Origin of the sequence: Pseudoselenomonas caprae, assembly GCF_008271345.1 — a bacterium.
In the GTDB taxonomy this organism is placed as follows: domain Bacteria; phylum Bacillota; class Negativicutes; order Selenomonadales; family Selenomonadaceae; genus Selenomonas_A; species Selenomonas_A caprae.
Genome location: NZ_VTOZ01000003.1, coordinates 1 through 17,334 on the forward strand (window position 1 = coordinate 1; position 17,334 = coordinate 17,334).

The following is a 17,334-nucleotide window of genomic DNA, read 5'->3' on the forward strand; positions in this document are numbered from 1 at the left end:
GAAGTTACGTTTGAAGAAAGCCGCATAATCTGTAAAAATACTGTTTTATGGGGAAAGGGGCTTTGTGCCCATTTTTCAGCGGTTATTCTCTAAAAAGTAAAAATAGGCATGAAAAAAGAAGGTGGACAAAATGCTTTCGCATTTTGTCACACCCTCTATATTTTTTGTCAGCGTTTCTGGTGATTGGCATATCTGGCCATAGCCAGCGTGTAGGCATCGGGGCGCTGCCCTTTGGGAGCGATGCCTGTGCGCAGGTAGTCCTGTGCTTTCTGGAGGTCATGTTTCATCTTCCCATAATGCTGGCAAGTGTGCCAGACGGAGAGGATTCCCCAAGCTGCGCCGAAAGCGACATGCAGTTTCTTCCCGGCGAAGATGGTGGCGATGGTGCCGGCTGAGGCCAAGGCTAGTGGCCAGCCAAGCGGCATGGTTTGCAGTCTGTTCTTGACATTCATGATAGTTCCTCCCTTATGTTGGAATGGTTAGCGGTTCTTTTCTGATTATACCATCTTTGGGGATGCAATTACCATAGCACGAGTTTGGACTTTCCTGGGGAACTTTGCTATAATGTAATGATGTATAAATAGAAATATTGATCGAGGTGTTTTATCCATGGAACTGGAAATGGATGTATTAGTAAAACGTTTTAAGGACTATATCAGCTTTGATACGCAGTCTGACGAAGAAAATGATAAGGTCTGCCCGAGTACGCCGGGACAGTTGGTACTGGCCAAACATCTCGCCGAAGAATTGAAGGAAATCGGCCTGGAAGAGGTCGAGCTTGATAACCATGGCTATGTCATGGCAACCCTGCCAGCAAATGGCGTCACGGAGGCGCCGGTCGTCGGCTTCATCGCGCATGTGGATACGAGTCCTGATGCCTCTGGGGCGGACATCAAACCGCAGATCGTCAAGGATTATGATGGCAAGGATGTCGTGCTCAACGAGAATGGCCCGATTGTTTTTTCGACGAAGGATTTCCCCGAGGTGCTCAAGTACAAGGGTCAGGACATCATGTTCACCGATGGCACGACGCTTTTGGGCGCTGATGACAAGGCTGGCGTCACGGCTATCGTGAGTGCTATGGAATATCTTGTCAAACATCCGGAAATCAAGCATGGCAAGATCCGCATCGGCTTCACGCCTGATGAGGAGGTGGGACGCAGTGCCGACCGCTTCGATGTTAAGAAGTTTGCGGCTGATTTTGCCTATACGATTGATGGTGGTGAGCTTGGCGGACTGGAATATGAGAACTTCAATGCGGCGAATCCGACTATCACGTTCCATGGCCGCAGCATGCATACGGGCAGTGCCAAAGGCAAGATGATCAATGCGCTTAGCGTGGCCGCTGAGTGGCAGCAGATGCTGCCAGCCGGGGAGAAGCCGGAGTATACGGAAGGCTATGAAGGCTTCTATCAGGTACACAAGCTCGAGGGCGGTGTGGAGAAGTGCACGATGCATATGCTGATCCGCGACCATGACCGTCAGAAGTTTGAGGCCCGCAAGGCCATGCTGCAGACGATAGCGGATTTCCTCAATGCTAAGTATGGTGAGGGCACAGTAGAGATCACGCCGCATGATGTCTATTACAACATGCTCGAGAAAATCGCGGATGGCAATATGTATGTGGTGGAATTGGCCAAGCAGGCCATGGAAGGCTGCGGCGTTACGCCGGATGTGCAGCCAATCCGTGGTGGCACGGATGGTGCGCGCTTGTCCTTCATGGGACTGCCATGCCCGAATATCTTTACGGGCGGGGCCAACTTCCACGGCCGGTTTGAGTATCTGCCGCTCGAATCCCTCAAGAAAGCCGGGGAGACGGTTCTCGGCATCGCGGTGGGAGCGGCAGCGTTGAAGAAATAAGGGATAGCGATGAAGATCATTGACGCGCATCTGCATATGGGGGCGGACGCCTATTTCGATGAGATCGCCAAGGCGGCAGGCCACGAGAACAATGCAGAGCATTTGGCAGAGCAGTACCGCGCCCGAGGCATGGTGCATGGCATCATCATGGGCAATCTGCCGCTGGAGAATACGGCGCCGCAGTACCCGCGCTTCATGAGTTATTGTGTGGGCATTGACAGCCGCACGGGCTTTGACCGTGAAACAATCAAAGCCCAGGCGGCGCTGGTGAGGCGGCACTTCCAGAATCCACAGTGTGTGGGGCTCAAATTGTATCCAGGCTACAATTATTTCTATATCTATGATGACTGCCTGGAGCCCTTTTACGAGTTAGCGGAGAAGTATGATAAGCCTGTGGCTGTCCATATGGGGCTTACGGCATCAAACGACGCGCTGCTCAAGTACAGCCACCCGCTGGTCATGGATGAGGCGGCTACGAAATTCCGCGGGGTGCAGTTTGTCATGTGCCACTTTGGCGAGCCGTGGTTTGAGGATGCAGCGGCGGTGATTGAGAAGAATCCCAATGTCGTGGTTGACCTGTCGGGGATACTTACGGCTAAAATCCCCGATTTTGCGGCATTCCTGCAGAAGAAGCATTTCTATATCGACCGCATGAAGGGCTGGCTTGAGTATCTTGACAGCTATGACCGGTTCCTGTTCGGTACGGACTGGCCACTGGCAAATCTTGGTGACTATATCAAGTTCACCAAGGAAATCATCCCCGCCGGGCATTGGGAGGCCGTGTTCGCTGCAAATGCCCAGCGTGTCTATCATCTGCAGTTGACGGAAGAGAATACCATAAATCGATATCAAGTGAAGGAGTAATGGAATGGCATTATTAGAGATAAAGAAGGCTGGCGATCCGGTCTTGAAGGAAGTCTGTGCGCCAGTCGAGAAGATTGACAAGCAGCTGAAGAAACTGATGGATGACATGGCTGAAACCATGTATCAGAACGATGGTGTGGGCCTGGCCGCACCGCAGATCGGCAAGTCTATCCGGCTTGTCGTCATCGACTGCCAGGATGACCATGGGCTCATCGAGCTCATCAATCCGGTCATCACGTTCCGTGAGGGAACGGCGCTGGATACGGAAGGCTGTCTTTCGGTACCGAATATCTTCGGTGAGGTTGAGCGCTCGGCCAAGGTCAAGGTAGAGTTCCTGAACCGCCGGGGCAAGAAACAGCATCTGACGGCAACGGGGCTGCTCGCACGCTGCATCCAGCATGAGCTGGATCATCTGGAGGGCCAGCTGTTCATTGATGTGGCGAAAAGCATCCGCAGGGGGAATCAGGAATGAAGAAGTTCCGTGTAATCTTTATGGGTACGCCGGAGTTTGCCGTGCCGTGCCTGGCTGCCCTGCATGAGCAGTGCGAAGTCATCGGTGTCATCACGCAGCCGGACAAGCCACGTGGCCGCGGGCAGAAGCTGATGCCGTCACCGGTCAAGGCTTGGGCGGTAGAACATGAGCTGCCGGTCTATCAGCCGGAAAAGATCAAGACAGAGGAGTTCACGGCCAAGCTCGAGGAGCTCAAGCCGGATCTGATGGTCGTCGTGGCTTTTGGCCAGATCCTGTCGCAGCGCATCCTGGATATCCCGCCCTATGGCTGCATCAATGTGCATGCATCGCTGCTGCCGCGCTACCGTGGGGCAGCACCGATGCAGTGGTGTGTCATCAATGGTGAGGTCAAGACCGGCGTAACGACGATGTTCATGGATGCTGGCCTTGATACGGGCGATATGCTGCTCAAACAAGAACTGCCGATTGGTCCGGATATGACGCTGGAAGCAGTCCATGACGGCCTGATGGCGATGGGGGCGGATGTGCTCATGACGACGCTGGAACAGCTGTCCGAGGGGACGCTTACGCGTACGCCGCAGACTGGTGAGTCGAACTATGCGCCGATGCTCACGAAGGAGACCGGGCATATTGACTGGTCAAAGCCAGCGCAGCAGGTCCATAATCTCGTGCGCGGCCTGAATTCGTGGCCGGGGGCATTCACGGAGCTGGATGGCAAGAAGTATAAGATCTGGCTGACGAAGAAAACGGGCTGCAAGACTGAAGCCGTTCCGGGGACGGTCGTCAAAGCGGACAAGAAGGAAGGACTTCTGGTAGCTGCTGGCGATGAACTGCTGGAGATCCTGGAACTGCAGGCACCGGGGAAGAAGAAGATGCGTGCAGCCGATTACTTGAATGGCCATGGCATCAGCCTGCCGGCGGCATTTGCCTGAGGGATTTTGAGAAGCAGGATGCGAGAAAGGTGAGATTTGTTGGAGGTTGACAATGGCAGATCAATCCATGAATAAGAAGAAAATCGTGATTCCCGGACGGCCGAAGAAACGCTTGTTTCTGGCGATGCTGTCGCTGACTGTGCTTTTGACAGCTGCCGTGCTCTATGGCATATGGTATATCGCGTCGCCGGGACTTTCCAATATCGCTGCGGTGCTGCCAATGGTGGCCGGTGTCATCTTTGGTGCTATGGTGGCAGTTTCCTTGCTGGGCATAGCCAATATGGTGCTGGCCGTGATGGACCTGCCGTATCTGCCAGTGCTGCAGCGCCAGACCTATGAGCTCATCAATCTGCTTTTTCCCGTTGCTGTGCGGCTGGCAAAGCCGTTTGGCATTGGGCGGCGGAAGCTCGAGGGCTCATTCATCGCGACGAGCAACCTGATGTTTGGCCGCATGGGAATCCGCGTGCCAGCTGACCGGCTGCTCGTGGTTACGCCGCACTGCCTGCAGCTGGCGACCTGTCCGCATAAGATCACGCGTGACCCGAATAACTGCAAGCGCTGTGGTGGTTGTGACATCGGTGCGCTCGTGACGCTGGCTGAGGAAATGGGCTTTCACTTTTTCGTGGCGACGGGGGGCACACTGGCCCGGCAGATTGTCTATCAGACACGGCCTAAGGCTGTGCTGGCGATCGCCTGTGAGCGCGATCTCATGAGCGGCATACAGGATGTCTATCCGCTGCCAGCGGTGGGGGTGCTCAACATCCGGCCGAACGGGCCGTGCTATAACACCCATGTGGACATCGACGAAGTGAAGGCCCAGCTGGAGAAGATTATCATACCGAAGGAGAAATAAATGGACAAAGCGCGTGACACCGCGGTAAAAATCTTGAATGAAGTGCATGAGAAGGGTGCATATGCGAATGTGGCGTTAGTCAGGGAGCTGCGCCGCGCTGGCCTTGAGGACCGTGACCGCCGCTTTGTGACGGAACTTGTATATGGTGCCGTAAAGGCTGGTGATACGCTGGATTGGATCCTGCGCCGTTACGTGGACCGTCCGCTCAGGAAGATCGAGCCCATGGTGCGCGATATCCTGCGGCTCGGCATCTATCAGCTGTTCTACCTCGATAAGGTGCCGGCTTCGGCTGCTTGCAATACGGCCGTCGATCTGGCCAAGAAATACAGCAATGCGGGGACGGCGAAGTTCGTCAATGCGGTACTGCGGACGGCTGTGCGGCAGCCGGAGAAAGCGGCATTCCCCAGCGGCAAGGGGCATGGTGTCGAGGAGCTGGCGCTGAAAAGCCAGCATCCATACTGGCTCGTTAAGCGCTGGGTCAAAGAATTCGGTTTCCATGAGGCGCGTGATCTCTGTGCCTTCAATAACGGGGAGCCGACTCTTTCCGTGCGCACGAATACGTTGAAGACAGACCGCCAGGAGCTGCTTGCCAAGCTGGCTGAACAGGGAGCTGAGACGGAGATCTCGGCGTGGACGCCAGAAGGCGTACGCATTACGCGTCATGGTGCCTTGGATGCATTGACGCCGCTGCAGCAGGGCCTTTGCCAAGTGCAGGATGAGAGCTCGATGCTGGTGGCGCATGTCGTCGATCCGCAGCCGGGAGAGTTCATCATCGACTGCTGCAGTGCACCCGGCGGCAAAACGACGCATATGGCAGCACTGATGCAGGATAAGGGGCGCATTGTGGCTGGTGATGTCTACGAGCATAAGCTCGAGCGCATCAAGGAGAACACAGAGCGCCTGGGCATCCACATCGTCGAGACGCAGCTGCTCGATGCGCGTCAGGTAGGCGACGCTTATCCTGACCAGGCAGACCGCGTGCTTGTCGATGCACCGTGCTCGGGACTGGGGGTACTGCGCCGCAAGCCCGATGCACGCTGGAACAAGACGGCGGCTGAGATCGATGCCCTGCCGGCGCTGCAGCTGGAAATCCTCAAGAGTGCAGCCAAGGCCGTGAAGAAGGGCGGCGTGCTGGTTTATAGTACCTGTACGATCGAGGCGGCAGAAAATCAGGACGTAGTCAAGGCTTTCCTAGCGGAACAGCCAGGGTTTGTGCTGGAGGATACAGGCAGTTTCCTGCCAGGCCAGAAGCGGCAGGAAAAGATGGTGCAGCTTTACCCGCAGCATGACGGTACCGATGGGTTCTTTATCGCGCGCATGCGGCGCAGCGGCTAGAAAGGAAAGAAACGTGAAAGATATATTTGGAATGACACTGGCAGAGCTGCAGGAAGTGCTGGCGCCATATAGGGTTCAGAAATTCCGTGCCAAGCAGATTGCGGAGTGGATGTACCAGCGTGGGGCGAAAGATTTTGCAGCGATGACGAATCTTTCCAAGTCTCTGCGCGAGGAACTGGCAAAGCAGCTGAATATCGGCCGCCCGCGCATCAAGGATCGTCTGGATTCCAAGGATGAACGCACGACGAAGTTTCTGCTGGAATATGCAGATGGAACGGCAGTCGAGACCGTGCTGATGCGGCAGCCGTATGGCAATAGCATCTGTGTGTCGACCCAGGCTGGCTGCAATATGGGCTGTGCATTCTGTGCGTCGACGCTGCACGGCATGGCCCGTGATCTCACGAAGGGAGAGATCCTTGCCCAGGCTGTGACCATCAACGATATGCTGCATGAGGAAGAGAATGGAGCGAAGGTCGATACGATGGTCATCATGGGCTCGGGAGAACCACTGATGAACTATGAGAACGTCATTGCGTTCCTGCGGCTGATCCATGAGGATTATACGCTGGGCATGGGGTATCGCAACATCACGCTGTCGACCTCGGGCATCGTGCCGCATATGTATAAGCTGGCAGAGGAGGGGATGCCGATATCGTTGTCGGTATCGCTGCATGCGCCCAATCAGGAGCTGCGTTCGCAGATCATGCCGATCAACCGCAAGTATCCTTTGGCGGATGTCATAGCGGCGGCCAAGCATTATGCCGATACGACGAAGCGGCGTGTGACCTATGAGTATATCCTCATCGATCAGCTCAATGACGGTGAGCAGCAGGCACGGGAGCTATCCGCCTTGCTGAAGGGACAGCTGGCCAGTGTCAATCTCATCCCCATCAACCCCGTAGTTGAGCGCAATCTGCTGCGGCCCTCGAAGGCACGCATCGATTGGTTTGAGAAATATCTGGCCGATCATCATGTGAACGTTACGGTTCGCCGCGAGATGGGAACTGACATTCAGGCTGCCTGTGGGCAGCTGCGCAACAAGCATCTGCAAGACTGAAGGGGGTCTGGAGGCGTGCAGCCTAGGCATGGCGGAGGCTTTCTGCTATAATGGACAAAAAGGAAAACAGACAGGAAAAGGAGGTCTGTTTTATGGGAATCGGCAAGCTGGAATCGTTCCTCGAAAACCATATCGAAGGATTTTTCAACAAAAGGTTCAGCAGCAGCCTGGAATTGGTTGAGCTGATCAAGGGAATCGAAAAAGAAGTGGCGCGGCAGGGGCGTGGCAAGGCCATGCATCAAGTGCCGAACTGCTATGCATTCACTTTAGCTGGCGATGATTACCAGCGGTTCTGTGCCCAGCGTGTCATCGACACCTTGTATGCTGCGGTGGAGAAACAGGTGATCCTGCAGAATTATCGCATGACAGGTCAATTGCGGATCGAGTGCCGGCAGGATAAGGCGCGGGGCATTGGAACCTACACGCTTGAATCCTCCTATGAGGAGCTGCCGACGCCCCAGCAGTCTGAGGCGGCAGCCAATACGATCGTCTTGGAGCGGTCTGCTCTTTTGGCCAGCACGCCATTGAATCTCCCCCGTGAGTACAAGACGGTATCGCTGACGGTACTGGAGGGGCCGGATAAGGATGCTTATCTGGAATTTGGTGAGAAGAAGATCTATATCGGCCGCCGGGACAAAAATGAATTTATCCTGACCGATACGAAAGCATCGCGGCTTCATGCCTGGATCACATATGAGGAGCATCGTCATATCCTGCACGATGCACAGAGTACGAATGGCACGTTTGTGAATGGCAAGCGCGTGGATACGCATTGTCTGCAAGCGGGCGATAAGATCAAGGCAGGTTCCACGGTTTTAGTATATGAGGTGATTTGAATTGCCGGCAATGGCGATGATTTTGAAGGGTGTCCGCGTGATACTCGAATATGGCATGCTGCTATGGCTGCTGTGGTTTGCCACGAAGCTCACACGGCGTATGTTTATGGAAATCCGCAAGGAGAGCAGGCAGCAGCGGCGGCCGGAGACCAGCCAGAATGAAGCTGTGCTTTCCGTGCTGGAGGCTGAGGAAGAAAATCTTGCTGGCAGGCGGTTTGCTTTCCAGGAGCAGATTGCCATCGGCCGTGGAGAGGATAACGATATCGTGATCCCTGAGGGATTTGTGTCGCATCATCATGCGGTCATCTATCAGCATGGCAATCAGTATGTCGTTGAAGACCTGGGCAGCATGAATCACACGTATGTGAATGATCAAGTGCTGGAAGGCAGGGCTTATATCAAGCCAGGCGACATTGTCCGCATTGGCATGGTCGCATTGAGATTCGAGAGGTGAGCTGATGATTCAGGTATACGAGGCCACCGATGTTGGTCTGGTCCGTCCGAGAAATGAAGATTGTGCGGTGGTGTTTGAGCCTTCGACGTATGTGGTGGCTGACGGCATGGGCGGCCATGTGGCCGGTGAAGTGGCCAGCCATCTGCTTACGGATACGGTTCGCCGCCAGTTGTCAGGCGTAGCAGCAATCGGGGAAGAGGAACTGCGTCAGGCTGTGCTGGCGGGGAACCGGGCCATTTTGGATTGTGAGAAAGAAAATCCGGATTATAAAGGCATGGGCACTACGGCCACGGTCCTGCACCTGGCTGGCGATGAAGCCTATTGGGCCCATGTCGGTGACAGCCGCTTGTATCTGCTGCGTGGCGACTCGCTGCGGCAGGTCACGCGCGACCATTCCTATGTGGAAGACTTGGTGGTGGAAGGCACGATCACTGAGGCCGAGGCCCGTGTGCATCCGAAACGGAATTATCTGACGCGAGCTGTTGGGGTCGAGGCTGACCTTGAAGTCGATACAGGCCGCTTCAGCGTGCAGCAGCAGGATATCCTGCTGCTGGCGACGGATGGCTTGATGAAGGCCGTCGATGATGATGCAATCGGGGAAATCCTCCGTGCTGGGGGAGAAGACCCGGCAGCAGAGCTCATCCAGCAGGCATTGGCTGGCGGCGGCCGCGATAATATCACAGCAATCGTGGTGGTGTGTGGCCCATGAAGAATTGGGGATTACTTACCGCACCCTTGGGAATCGTCCTCTGTGGCCTGAGCGTGCTTTACTTGAAGATGAATCCCGGTGGCTCGAAGCTGACGGCTGATGTGCTGCAGGGACCGCTGGCCTATATACCGTGGCTGGCCGGTGTGATTCTGCTGGCACTGTTCATCCAGGCAGTCATCATCCGGCGGCATGAGGATACGTTCCTGTTTCCGATCGTTATGACCCTGGCAAGTGTCGGCATCGTTGAGATAGCCAGGCTCAAGCCATCACTGCTCGTCCGCCAGCTGCAGTGGCTTTGTGTGGCGATGTTCGTGATGATCTTGGTATTGCGCTTTTGGAGCCGCATTCGGCGGATGCTCAGTTATCCTTATCTGTTGGGGATTGTCTGTGTGTTCCTGCTCGGTCTGCCCCTGGTGTTTGGCACAGAGATCGGCGGCAGCAAGAACTGGCTGGTCTTGGGGCCTGTTTCCGTTCAGCCGTCGGAATTTGGCAAGATCCTGCTGGTATTTTTCCTTGCCTCGTACCTGTCGGATCATCGGCGGGTACTGACACTGCCTTCGCGGCGCTTCCTGCTGCTGCGCCTGCCGCCTATCCGCTTCATCGCCCCGCTTATCTGCATCTGGGGCATGGCGGTCTTGATGTTTGTGGTAGAGAAGGATCTGGGGTCAGCCTTGCTGTTCTTTGGCATGGCCGTACTCATGACCTATATGGCGACTGGCAGCAAGTCGTATGCGTTTTTGGCGCTGGCGTTCATCGGCATTGCCGCGGCTGCCAGCTATGCGGCTTTCGGCCATGTGCGCGTGCGTTTTGACATCTGGCTGGATCCGTGGCAGGATCCGAATGGCATGGCCTATCAGATCGTGCAGTCGCTGTTCGCCTTCGGTACAGGGGGAATCTGGGGCACTGGCTTTGGCTTCGGTCATCCAGGCTTCATCCCCGAGGTGCACACGGATTTCATCTTTGCGGCTATCGCTGAGGAGATGGGGCTGATTGCGACGATGATGCTGATTGTCTGCTATGTGCTGTTTTTCTGGCGGGGCATCAAAGCCGCGCTTGCCTGCCGCAGCGAGAAGGAAGCGCTGATGGCTGCTGGCTGCAGTTCGCTGCTGCTTCTGCAGGCGTTCATCATCATCGCCGGTGTTACGAAGTTTCTGCCACTTACCGGCATCACGCTGCCGTTCATCAGTTATGGCGGCAGTTCCCTGGTATCCAGCTTTATCTTGCTGGGCTTATTAGTATCATTATCAAAGGAGCAGGAACATGGCTGATTGGAAAATCAAGCGGCAAATCCTGCAAGCGGCATCGATTCTGTTGGTGCTGACAGGTCTTTTGACCGCATATATCGTTTATCTTTCCACTTGGGAGGCTGATGGCCTTGCCAACAATTCGCTGAATATGCGCCGTGCTGCGGCTCGGGCGGATATCTGGCGCGGGGCGATCCTGGATGCACAGGGGCGTGTGCTGGCACAGAACCGGCAGGATGGCAGCCGCAGCTACCCGATGGGAGCGGCTATGGCTGCCGTGACAGGTTACAACGGGGAGAATATCGGCAGTGCTGGCGTGGAAGGCCATGCCAACCGTGAACTGCTGGGCCTGTCCGAGGACTTGAGCCATATGGGGGCTGTCTCGCAGTTATTCCAGTCAGAGCGTGGCAATGACGTCAGGCTGACAATCGAAGCCGATGCCCAGCAGGCTGCCTATGATGGCCTCGATGGCCGCAAGGGCGCTGTGGTGGTGCTCGATGCGGATACTGGTGCAGTGCTGGCGATGGTCAGTGCACCGTCATATGATCCGAACAATATCGAGGCCAATTGGAAAGAGTTATCGCAGCAGGCCGATGGCGCCTTGCTGAATCGGGCGGTGCAGGGCATGTATCCGCCGGGGTCGACCATCAAGCCGATGATTGCCGATGCAGCATTGACGGAGGGTGTGACCGATGAGAAGGAAATCTTTGACTGCAATGGTGAGCTGGATGTAGGCGGCGGCCACTCCATCCGCGAGAGCCATGGCGAGGTCCACGGCAAAGTGGATCTGCGCAAGGCACTGACTGAATCGTGCAACGTCACGTTTGGCACGCTGGGAATGCGTCTGGGCGATGCCAAGCTCAAGAAGAGTTTTGAACGGTTTGGCTTTGACCGCGGGCTGGGGGGCGAGATACTCATGGCCAGACCGCATCTGCCTGACTTCGGCAAGCTGGGCAGCGGCGATCAGGCGCAGACGGCCATCGGCCAGAGCACCTTGCTGGTGACGCCGATGCATATGGCCTTGCTGGCTGCTGCATATGCAAATGGCGGAACGATGATGAAGCCCTATCTGGTGCAGCAGGTCATCACGCCAGGCGGAATGGTCATTGCGGATACGCGTCCCGAAAAATGGCTGACGGTCACGACGCCGGAGATGGCCGCGAAGATCGACAGCTATATGGAAGATGTTGTCACCAGGGGCACGGGCCGGGCGGCTCAAGTCAGCGGTGTGCGTGTGACGGGCAAGACCGGTACAGCCGAGAATGCGGCTGGCGAGGATCATGCCTGGTTCATCGGTTCGGCTGAGCTTCGCAACCGCCGGATTGCGTTTGCTATCATCGTGGAAAATGGTGGCGGCGGCGGTACCCAGGCGGCCCCGATTGCCCGTAAGGTGATCCTTAGCTTGCAGAATTAGAGAAGGATGCAGGGTGTTCGATAGATTTTACTTTTGTCTAGGAGGAACAGTTAATGATAAAGCGTGTATTAGACCAACGCTATGAGCTGCAGGAACTGATCGGCGGCGGTGGCATGGCAGATGTCTACAGGGCGCAGGATTTATTGCTCAATCGCCCCGTAGCCGTAAAGATACTGCATGAGCAGTTCAAGAGCGATACGGAATTCATCAATAAGTTCAATCGCGAAGCGCAGGCGGCTGCACGCTTGTCGCATCCGAATATCGTCAACATCTTCGACGTTGGTGTGATGGATGACGCGCATTATATTGTCATGGAGTACGTGCCTGGCCGCACGTTGAAGGACAGAATCAAGCAGGAAGGCCATCTTTCTGTGGGCGATGCGCTGCAGGTTGCCAAGGATATCGCGCGGGCGCTGGCACATGCCCATGCGAATAATCTGGTCCATTGCGATATCAAGCCGCATAACATCCTGATGATGCCGGATGGCAGTGCCAAGGTCGCAGACTTCGGCATTGCGCGTGCGGTCACGGAGTCTACGATGACCTATACGGGCAATGTGGTGGGGTCGGTACACTATTTCTCCCCGGAACAGGCCAAGGGCACGCTGATCACCCCGAAGTCTGATGTTTATTCGCTGGGCGTGGTGCTCTATGAGATGCTTACCGGAGCGCTGCCCTTTACCGGAGAGACGCCGGTGAGCATCGCGATGAAGCATCTGCAGGAGGAGCCAGTATCGGTGCGCCAGCTCGATCCTGCCATCCCGCCGGTCGTCGAGGCCATCGTGGCGCGGGCTATGAGCAAGGATCCTGCCATGCGTCCGGCGGCCGCGGAGTTCATGCATGATATCCAGCAGGCTGAGCAGATGCTGGGGGCAGGACAGGGCTTTGGACCGGCAGCACCAGCTGATCCCTTTGCTACGCAGGTACTGCCGCGCGTAGAAGAGCCGGCTGAACCGGTTGTCTCGCGGCGCGAACGCCATCAGGCAGCGTCGTATGAGGATGAGGAACCTGAGCAGGAGAAATCGATCTTCAAGTCCAAGGCGTTCATTGCCGGCCTTATCATGGTACTGGTCATGGGCTTCTTCGCAGGAGCGTTCATGAGTTATGGCAAATTCTGGAGCACGGCTGAGGTCGTGGTGCCAGATGTGACCGGCAAACAGATGACGCTGGCCCGGCAGATCCTTGAAGACAAGAAGCTGCGGGTCAATGTGGCTGAGACTTATGATGCAAGTGTGCCAGCAGGAACGGTTGTCTCTCAGAATCCGGAAGCTGGCGCGAAGGTCAAAGAGGAGCGTCTGGTCACGATCTACGTCAGCAAGGGCGGCGAAAGCCTGGAGATGCCAGATCTCAAGGGGCTTAGCCGCAAGGATGCGGAAGAGAAGCTCACGAAGATGGGGCTCAAGATCGGCTCTATCTATGAGCGGAATTCGGACGAGGAAGCCGGTACGGTCATAGCGACAGATCCGCGGGCTGGCAGCAAGATCAACAAGGGACAGAGTGTTGACATCACGGTCAGCAAGGGCAAGAAAGAGAAGAAGGTTTCTGTCCCTGATGTGACTGGTTTGCCGCTGGAGGCAGCTAAGGAGGCTATCACGAGTGCAGGCTTCCATGTCGGCAGTGTGTCCAAAGAGCCCAGCAAGCAGGCAGAAGGGACCGTTGTCAGCCAGAGTCCGGCTGGCGGCAGCTCGATAGCAGAAGGCACGGCCGTCAATCTCGTCGTGGCCGAAGCGTCTGTGGACAAGGGCAAGAAGGACAGCGATAAGAAAAACAATAAGCAGGAGAATGGGGCTCCGGCAGTGCAGCGGTCGACAGAAGGAACCAAGAGCCGCTGAGAAAGGGAACGTTCATGCAAGAAGGGCGAGTCATCAAGGCCTATAACAGTTTTTTCTATGTGCTGACTGAGGCAGAAGCTGGTCAGGAGCTTGTCACCTGCAAGCTGCGGGGAAAGTTCAAGAAATCGCGGCGCAGCATCGGTGTGGTGCCCGGCGACCGCGTGCGCATCGACCGGCTGCCGGATGGCAGTGGTGTGGTTGAGGAGCAGCTGCCGCGCACGAGCCTGCTCAAGCGGCCGGCCGTGGCCAATATCACGCAGGTGGTGCTGACTTTTGCGGCGGCACAGCCGGATCTCCATCCGCTGCTGCTGAATCGTTTCCTGGTATTGGCTGAATGGTCGGGAATCCCGAAGATCGTCATCTGCGTCAATAAGCAGGATCTGTATGCTGGTGACATAGGGGCATTCCTCAAAGCATATGAGCAGATCGGCTATCCTGTCCTGCGTGTCTCGGCACAACAGGGGGAGGGCATCGAGGCGCTGCGGCAGCAGCTGCAGGGCGAGACGACAGTCTTTGCCGGGCCATCCGGTGTCGGCAAGTCGTCGCTGCTGAATCGCATTGATGAACGGCTGTCCTTGCAGACCGGCCAAGTCAGTGAGAAAATCAAGCGCGGCCGCCATACGACGCGTGTCGCGGAGCTTCTGCCCTATGCGGGCGGTTTTATCGTCGATACGCCGGGCTTCAGTGCGATGGAGCTCACCGAGCTGGATATACAGGATCTGCCAGGATATTTCCCCGAATTCCGGCCACATCTTGATGCTTGCCGGTTTGCGCCCTGCAGCCATACGCATGAGCCGGACTGTGCGGTGAAAGCTGCCGTTGCAGCTGGCGCTATCACGCAGGAGCGTTACGACGCATATGTGAACATCTACGAAGAAATCAAAGAGAATCAAAAGATTGCACGAAAGAAGGAATATAAATGATCAAGATTGCACCCTCCATCCTGTCGGCTGACTTTGCGCATCTGGCTGATGAAGTGAAGAAGGTTACCGATGCTGGTGCCGAGTATATCCATATCGATGTCATGGATGGCACGTTCGTGCCGAATATCACGCTGGGGTCGCCCGTGGTCAAGAGCCTGCGCAAGACGTCCAAGGCTGTCTTTGATGTCCATCTGATGACGGAACATCCTGAGACGCAGATCGAGGCGTTTGCCGAGGCTGGCGCAGACATCATCACGTTCCATGTCGAGGCGGCGAAACATCCGCATCGCATCATCCAGCAGATCAAGGCCGCAGGTTGCAAGGCGGGTATCGCCGTCAATCCGGGCACTTCGCTGGCTATGATCGAAGAGCTTATCGCCGATGTGGATATGGTGCTCATCATGACGGTAAACCCAGGGTTTGGCGGCCAGAAATTCATCGCGTCCCAGCTCGATAAGATCCATATGCTGTACCATACCATCAAGGATATGGGCTTTGCCTGTGATATCGAGGTCGATGGCGGCATCAATGCCGAGACGAGCAAGCTCGTGCGCGAGGCTGGCGCCAATGTGCTCGTAGCTGGTTCGGCAATCTATGGTGCAGAGGATGCTGCGGCGGCAATCCAGGCAATCCGTGGCTGAGCAGATGAAGGAACGAGGAGAATCTGAAATGCAGGACGTACAGAGCCGGGGCGATGTCCGGGGGATTGCGATACAGCGTGTCGGTATCAAGGATGCACATCTGCCATTCCTTATCAAGACGAAGGATGGCGGCTTCCAGCAGGTGCTGGCTTGTATCCGTTTTACGGTGGCCTTGCCCAGTGAGTATAAGGGCACGCATATGAGCCGTTTCCTGGAGATACTGATGCCGTGGAGCCAGAAGCCGGTAGCTGAACCGGAAATCGATAAGATGTTAGCCGAGGCACTCGATCATCTTGATGCGAAGTCGGCTGAGGTAGAATTGTCCTTCAAGTATTTTGTTGACAAGACAGCACCGGTCAGTGGCAAGAAATCGGTGCTTGATCTTGACTGCTGCTTTACGGGGCGCAAGAGCAGGGGCGGGGAGCTCGAATTCCAGCTTGGTGTCGATGTGCCCTTCACTTCGCTCTGCCCATGCAGCAAGGAGATTTCGCAGTATGGGGCACACAATCAGCGGTCGGTCGCGCGCATCCAGCTGCGCTTCAAGTCCGGCGTAGATTGCATCTACATCGAGGATCTGGCCGCATTGATCGAAAAGCAGGGCTCGTCGCCGATCTATCCGCTGCTCAAACGTGAGGATGAGAAATTCGTGACGGAGGCGGCGTATGAGAATCCGAAGTTTGTTGAGGATATCCTGCGCGATGTTGTCCTGAACCTGCGTGAGCTCGAGGGGCTGGCCTGGTTCTCCGTCGAGTGCGAGAACTATGAGTCCATCCACAATCACAGTGCTTTTGCGGCGCATGAGGAAACATTGGTCTGAATGAGAGAAAACAACTATCCTGAGGGACGGTTTGCATGAATAAGTTTTACAAGCGTTTTTTGTTCTTGATACTGCTCGTCCTCGTGATATCCGGCATTGTCATCTATTCGACGGTCGATATCCACACGCTGCGGAATCTGGACAAATTCCAGCCATGGTCGATTGCATTGGCGATACTTGCTGTCAGCTTGGGCATGTTCTTTGATGGCAGCCGTCTGATGCACATGGTGAAAATTTCAAATGAGAAGATTACCTTGTACCAAGCGGTACAAGTCATTTTCGGCAATTATTTCTTGGCGCTGCTGACGCCGGGGGCGACGGGTGGTGCCGTGGCCCAGCTGATGTTCCTGCGCCATGCAGGGGTGCCGACAGGCAAGGCGACGGTATTGGTCATAGTGCGCACGCTGTTGTCTATCCTGTTCCTGGTGTTCTGCATGCCCTTTATCTTCATGCACGATGCGGGCATCATTCCAGGGGTGTCGAATGAGACACTGATGGGCATCACGTTGACGGCCTTTGCGGTCATCCTGGCGATTATTGTTGGCGCGCGGCGTGGTTATCTGGATTACGTGGTCGTCCGTTGTTCCAAGCGCATGAAGAATGAGCGGCGCCGCAAGTTTTTTGCCTTCTACCGGGATACCAAGAGTGCCATCAGCCTCCTGTCCAAGGCACCGCGCTGCATGCTGCTGGTGTTCCTGGAATCGGGACTCAATCTGCTCTGCATCTATGCCATCGTGCCGTGCCTTCTATTGGGGCTCGGCGTGACGGATGCCGATTGGTATACAGTCATGGGCCGCATGATCTTTCTGAACATGCTGCTGTATTTCACGCCGACGCCGGGGGGATCCGGCATCGCCGAGGGCGGCTTTGTGCTGCTTTTCAGTGAGACAGTCCCGGCTGGTACCGTGGGCATTGTCGCGGTATGCTGGCGGCTGATTGCCGAATACATTCCGTTCTTGATCGGTCTTTACTATACGTTGACGGTGTTCGGCCGTGACTTCCTTAACAGGCAGTTGAACAAGTGATAGAAGACAGCCCCGCTGGTATGCCTGGTCTTACCGGTGGGGCTGTTTTAGGAGAAAGATTTGAGG

The 17,334-nt window shown here is 55.8% G+C and carries 18 protein-coding genes; 17 read left to right on the plus strand and 1 reads right to left on the minus strand.

The features are described 5' to 3' along the window. Positions 1-167 precede the first annotated feature (167 nt). Positions 168-452 (minus strand): hypothetical protein, encoded by a 285-nt coding sequence (locus FZ041_RS01745; RefSeq protein WP_149188332.1) that lies wholly within the window; start codon positions 450-452, stop codon positions 168-170. Positions 453-609: 157 nt separating this feature from the next. Here FZ041_RS01745 and pepT point away from each other — a divergent pair, with 157 nt between their 5' ends. The 17 genes from pepT (at position 610) to FZ041_RS01830 (ending at position 17,268) form a co-directional block, all read left to right on the plus strand. Continuing rightward, positions 610-1,860: a peptidase T gene (gene pepT / locus FZ041_RS01750; protein WP_149188333.1), complete on the plus strand. Its 1,251-nt coding sequence runs from the start codon at positions 610-612 to the stop codon at positions 1,858-1,860. A gap of 9 nt (positions 1,861-1,869) precedes the next feature. After that, on the plus strand, positions 1,870-2,724 hold the full coding sequence (locus FZ041_RS01755; protein WP_149188334.1) for an amidohydrolase family protein: 855 nt from the start codon (positions 1,870-1,872) through the stop codon (positions 2,722-2,724). 4 nt (positions 2,725-2,728) lie between these two features. Then, positions 2,729-3,196 carry a peptide deformylase gene (def, locus tag FZ041_RS01760; RefSeq protein ID WP_075441358.1) on the plus strand — a complete coding sequence of 156 codons (468 nt, stop codon included), beginning with the start codon at positions 2,729-2,731 and terminating at the stop codon, positions 3,194-3,196. Then, positions 3,193-4,128 carry a methionyl-tRNA formyltransferase gene (gene fmt, locus FZ041_RS01765; protein ID WP_075441360.1) on the plus strand — a complete coding sequence of 312 codons (936 nt, stop codon included), beginning with the start codon at positions 3,193-3,195 and terminating at the stop codon, positions 4,126-4,128. Before def ends, fmt begins: the two co-directional genes overlap by 4 nt. A 52-nt stretch (positions 4,129-4,180) precedes the next feature. Further along, positions 4,181-4,981, plus strand: a complete 801-nt coding sequence (locus tag FZ041_RS01770) for a DUF116 domain-containing protein (protein WP_075441362.1) — start codon at positions 4,181-4,183, stop codon at positions 4,979-4,981. Continuing rightward, positions 4,982-6,316, plus strand: coding sequence for a 16S rRNA (cytosine(967)-C(5))-methyltransferase RsmB (rsmB, locus tag FZ041_RS01775; RefSeq protein ID WP_075441364.1), 1,335 nt, complete (start codon positions 4,982-4,984; stop codon positions 6,314-6,316). 13 nt (positions 6,317-6,329) lie between these two features. Continuing rightward, entirely contained in the window at positions 6,330-7,373 is a 1,044-nt protein-coding gene (rlmN, locus tag FZ041_RS01780) for a dual-specificity RNA methyltransferase RlmN (RefSeq protein ID WP_187626276.1), read from the plus strand. A 92-nt stretch (positions 7,374-7,465) separates the two neighbouring features. Continuing rightward, positions 7,466-8,209 carry an FhaA domain-containing protein gene (locus FZ041_RS01785; protein ID WP_075441366.1) on the plus strand — a complete coding sequence of 248 codons (744 nt, stop codon included), beginning with the start codon at positions 7,466-7,468 and terminating at the stop codon, positions 8,207-8,209. A 10-nt stretch (positions 8,210-8,219) separates the two neighbouring features. Further along, positions 8,220-8,663 carry an FHA domain-containing protein gene (locus FZ041_RS01790; RefSeq protein ID WP_371262998.1) on the plus strand — a complete coding sequence of 148 codons (444 nt, stop codon included), beginning with the start codon at positions 8,220-8,222 and terminating at the stop codon, positions 8,661-8,663. A gap of 4 nt (positions 8,664-8,667) precedes the next feature. Beyond that, positions 8,668-9,372, plus strand: a complete 705-nt coding sequence (locus tag FZ041_RS01795) for a Stp1/IreP family PP2C-type Ser/Thr phosphatase (protein WP_075441370.1) — start codon at positions 8,668-8,670, stop codon at positions 9,370-9,372. Then, a complete protein-coding gene (locus tag FZ041_RS01800) occupies positions 9,369-10,640 on the plus strand; it encodes an FtsW/RodA/SpoVE family cell cycle protein (protein ID WP_075441372.1) in 1,272 nt (423 codons plus the stop codon). The genes FZ041_RS01795 and FZ041_RS01800 overlap by 4 nt, the downstream gene beginning before the upstream one ends. Next, on the plus strand, positions 10,633-12,030 hold the full coding sequence (locus tag FZ041_RS01805) for a peptidoglycan D,D-transpeptidase FtsI family protein (protein ID WP_075441374.1): 1,398 nt from the start codon (positions 10,633-10,635) through the stop codon (positions 12,028-12,030). The genes FZ041_RS01800 and FZ041_RS01805 overlap by 8 nt, the downstream gene beginning before the upstream one ends. Before the next feature lie 53 nt (positions 12,031-12,083). Beyond that, positions 12,084-13,862, plus strand: a complete 1,779-nt coding sequence (gene pknB, locus FZ041_RS01810; protein ID WP_149188336.1) for a Stk1 family PASTA domain-containing Ser/Thr kinase — start codon at positions 12,084-12,086, stop codon at positions 13,860-13,862. Between the two features lie 14 nt (positions 13,863-13,876). Further along, positions 13,877-14,785 (plus strand): ribosome small subunit-dependent GTPase A, encoded by a 909-nt coding sequence (gene rsgA / locus FZ041_RS01815; RefSeq protein WP_149188337.1) that lies wholly within the window; start codon positions 13,877-13,879, stop codon positions 14,783-14,785. Further along, on the plus strand, positions 14,782-15,426 hold the full coding sequence (gene rpe, locus FZ041_RS01820; protein ID WP_149188338.1) for a ribulose-phosphate 3-epimerase: 645 nt from the start codon (positions 14,782-14,784) through the stop codon (positions 15,424-15,426). Before rsgA ends, rpe begins: the two co-directional genes overlap by 4 nt. A 28-nt stretch (positions 15,427-15,454) precedes the next feature. Continuing rightward, positions 15,455-16,243, plus strand: a complete 789-nt coding sequence (gene folE2, locus FZ041_RS01825) for a GTP cyclohydrolase FolE2 (protein ID WP_149188339.1) — start codon at positions 15,455-15,457, stop codon at positions 16,241-16,243. 35 nt (positions 16,244-16,278) lie between these two features. Next, complete coding sequence (locus FZ041_RS01830; RefSeq protein ID WP_075441384.1) at positions 16,279-17,268, plus strand: lysylphosphatidylglycerol synthase transmembrane domain-containing protein; 990 nt, start codon at positions 16,279-16,281, stop codon at positions 17,266-17,268. Positions 17,269-17,334 lie beyond the last annotated feature (66 nt).